The following is a 3702-nucleotide window of genomic DNA, read 5'->3' as shown; positions in this document are numbered from 1 at the left end:
GACGCATGTCGGCATCTATCAGGAGCACCCGCTTTCCGCTTGCGGCAACGGTCGCCGCAAGGTTCAGCGAGACGAAACTCTTGCCCACGCCAGGAACAAGGCCCATAATGAGTATGGCCGAGTGGTCCGGCTTTGGGAGCAGGAAGTTGATAGCCGTCTGCAGGGAGCGAAAAGCCTCGCTCACGCGGTCTTCCGTATTTTGGAGTACAAACGGAGCACCGTGGTGCAGGTGCTTATGGCCACGCAGTAACTTATTCGGAGACTGCGGAATCTTTGCAAACACACTGAGACCCGTTTCGCGTTCAATTTCGGAGGTGCTCTTGACGCCATTCCTGAAAACATGAATCAAGAACAAGAATACCACACCAAATATAAAACCCAATAATATCGATATCATCAAAATTCGAGATTTTTGAGGCTTACTTTGGCTTTGTTGAATCTGAGCAAAATCAACAATGCGCACATTACCCACTTCGCCCGCGCGAACCACCCGCAACTGCTGGATGTTGTTGAGCATGTTGGTATACACTTCATTGTTTACCGCCACTTCTTCTTGCAGCCGAGTCACCTCCTGCTGAGTAAGTGGCATTTTTTCAGCTTGTTTCTTTAATTGGGCAAGCTCAGCACGTACACGATTTAGCTGTTTTACAATAGTCATTACATTCGGGTGTTCGGCCTTAAACAACCGAAGAGCAGCCTGCCGTTCCTGTTCCAATTGCATAATCTGACGTTGTAGTTGCCCCTCTTTATCCAAATGCGCCTTAGTCTCCCCCGTCATGTCGACAGAGCCGATACTATAACGATAATCGGCCAACACCTTTTCGGCACTGTCCAGTTTCGCCTTGACTCCGGGCAACTGGCTTTCCAGGAATTCCAGGGTCTTTTCGGCTTCGGCACTACGCATTTCCACATTCTGCCGCAGGTATGTCTTGGCAATTGTATTCAGAATAGAAGCCGCACGGTCAGGATAACGATGGCTGTATCTTACCGAAATAATTCCCGTCTGTTTTCCTTTTTCCATCACCTGCAGAGCCCCCTGCAAGGACCGTTCTGCCATCATTGGAGACCCCTGAACCACAACAAATTTCTGCCCTATACGAGCGTCCATATAGTTCACGCGAATCGCTAATGTATCACCGGCATATTCAACGGCATAAACATTTCCCACCGTACCGTTTAAAACATGTTTTCCTTTGGGATCTATTAAAGAATAAGCATCCTCACCTGTAGTAATAGCAATCCATTTCTGTAAATGAACCTGTTTGGGAATGCGCAAGGAATCTAAGTCCATACGCCCTTCCCTATGCATTAGTCTATCCCAAGCCCCCACAGGCTGAGTCCACAAATGAAGATGTTCTGCAGCAACCACATAGCTTAATACCATTCTACTCTTGATAAGTTCAATTTCAGCATCGGCTGGACTAGCCAAATCCAGCACAGCCCCCATCTCACCCATCGCTTTGGTCGCCTTACTACTTGTTCCTTTTACATTCACTTGGAGAAGAGCATCACTCGTATATTGTGGGCGAACCCACATGGCATAGCCCGCACCTAACAAAGCTGCAACCACAACAAACAAGATAAGGATAAACTTCTTTCTCCAAAGAAGATTCAAAAACTCAAGCAAAGAGATTGAGTTTCTAGATTCACGAATTACCTCATCTATATTTATTTTTGTTTCGTTCTGCAATGTCATCGTATACCTAATACCTAAAACACATAAAAAGATAGATTAAAATATTTTCTTCATTTTATTTTTCACCCCCCGTAATAGGTCTAGAGAGTCCTCCCACAGTTCCTTAATAGGTGATTTTGGAGGAAAATACTCATTAACAAGCGAATTAAATGGTTTTTCACCCAACTTTTCGAGAAATTCATTGCGTTTGGGGTGCGGAATGCTAGAACGAACAATACAGGGATTACCATCAATGGCAAATTCAATTTTAGAATGGAGCAAAGTCATTTGGCTTTCAACCATTCCAAACAGATCCTTTCCATGACATGTGTTCAATAGAACCACAGAAGTGCCTTTATTATCGTCCATTTCTGGATGAACACATGCTATATTCCAATAATCTCCAAGTGTAATATCTGCAATACGGGGCAGTTTACCATAATGGCAATCGGCACAACTTGTATTCAAACAAATGTTCTCTAAAAAAGCCCTCATAAACGGATCCTTGCGCAGAGTTTTTGAAAACAGAATTTTTTTTCCAGAGGCCAATTGCATTAAGGAAGACATGGAAAAAAGCCTCCATCCTTTGCGCTTATCTCGAAATTGAGTGGATGCAACCTTTGATTGGTTGACACTTTCCAGTTCCACAATGTACTTTTCAAAAACTTTAACGCTTGGAGTCCCATGGCACACAACATCTACAGTGAATAGATCTGCCGAGGATGCTGATTTACCAAGTGCCGCATACAATCCAGCAACCTGGCAAGGGGTGCCCGAAAAGAGAACCTTGCGCCCTGCTTTCAGCAATTTGCGTACATCCTTGTATACGGTCCCAACATCCGCCTGCACATACTTCGAACCTTGTAACCTTGCCAAATCATTCTTATTCTCAACGACAACATGGCCAAAGCGAGTTGAACTCAGTTGGGCTACGCCAACGACAGCTCCCCCGTCTTTTAGAATTTTTTCTGCCAGAATGGTAAAAATACCGCCGCTAGAAGATTGCAAACGAATGCTTTCTTCATTAACATATGCCGCAAGTGTCTTCGGGACATTTGAACTTCCATGAGGATTTTCAACATTTGTTGTCCATGGACAGATTTTTTTGCATAATCCACATTCAATACACTTACTCGCATCAATAATTGGCCTATAAAAGCCTTCGTTATCCAAACGCATTATAATAGCACCCTGCGTACACACATTTGCACAGGCTGCACAAGAAGAGCAATTTTCTACGGAAATGTTCATACTAGACACCCAATAAAATGTGCGAAAATTTAGGGGCTAATTTTTTACAACCCAGCAATAAAACAAAACAAAGCACGAATACAATTAAGGAATCAACAATCCATTTAAAGAACGGTACAGCAATATAATCTTCGAATAAAACAATTTTTGACAGAATAAACCAATGTATCAAATAAATGCCTAATGAATAACGGCCCACAATACAAGATAATTGATAAATTTTATTATGCTCAAAATGTAAGAACCATTTTTTCGTATTTTCTCGCAAGGCTATCATACATAAAAAGGAATTAAAACAATTAAAGTCTTTGTTAGCTACTGAATTTAAAAAAGTTAATTTTGACATTGAAAATTCTAAATTACAAGCAATAAGATCCTATACATTTTCGAATTGCTCAAGTCTTATATCAATCACACTTCCTAATTTAGTAGCATATGTTGAAGCAAACGCATTTAAAAATAATAAGAAGATAACCAAGGTAACCATTGGAAACAATATAGTTACCATCGGTAAGAATGCATTTTATGGTTGTAAGAAACTGAAAAGTATCACATTTAAAACAGCCAAGCTTACAAGTAAGAAAGTGGGAAGCAAGGCATTTAAGGGAACACCGAAGAATGCAGTGGTCAAAGTGCCAAAGAAATCTTTAATGACATATAAGAAATTCCTTTACAAGAAGGGCTTGAATAAGAAGGCGAAGATTACGAAGTAGAGATGTTTATGTAACGTTTAGAATAGCGTGGTGTGCAAAGCATATGCACCACGCTATTTAGAT

General features: G+C 41.4%; 3 protein-coding genes. 1 reads left to right on the top strand and 2 read right to left on the bottom strand.

The features are described 5' to 3' along the window. Positions 1–1696, bottom strand: a 1696-nt coding sequence (locus Q0628_RS13920; protein WP_298771983.1) for a GNVR domain-containing protein, incomplete at its 3' end; no start/stop codon positions are given. Between the two features lie 36 nt (positions 1697–1732). Next, entirely contained in the window at positions 1733–2926 is a 1194-nt protein-coding gene (locus Q0628_RS13915) for a Coenzyme F420 hydrogenase/dehydrogenase, beta subunit C-terminal domain (protein WP_298771981.1), read from the bottom strand. A gap of 308 nt (positions 2927–3234) precedes the next feature. Here Q0628_RS13915 and Q0628_RS13910 point away from each other — a divergent pair, with 308 nt between their 5' ends. Continuing rightward, complete coding sequence (locus Q0628_RS13910) at positions 3235–3639, top strand: leucine-rich repeat domain-containing protein (RefSeq protein WP_298771979.1); 405 nt, start codon at positions 3235–3237, stop codon at positions 3637–3639. The last annotated feature ends 63 nt before the right edge of the window (positions 3640–3702 follow it).

It is taken from the genome of uncultured Fibrobacter sp., from assembly GCF_937877005.1.
Lineage (GTDB): Bacteria > Fibrobacterota > Fibrobacteria > Fibrobacterales > Fibrobacteraceae > Fibrobacter.
This window is presented reverse-complemented; position numbering and strand designations above follow the sequence as displayed.

Excerpts from the sequence above, each read along its gene's own strand:
- Q0628_RS13915 (WP_298771981.1), bottom strand. The coding sequence starts at position 2,926 with ATGAACATTTCCGTAGAAAATTGCTCTTCTTGTGCAGCCTGTGCAAAT.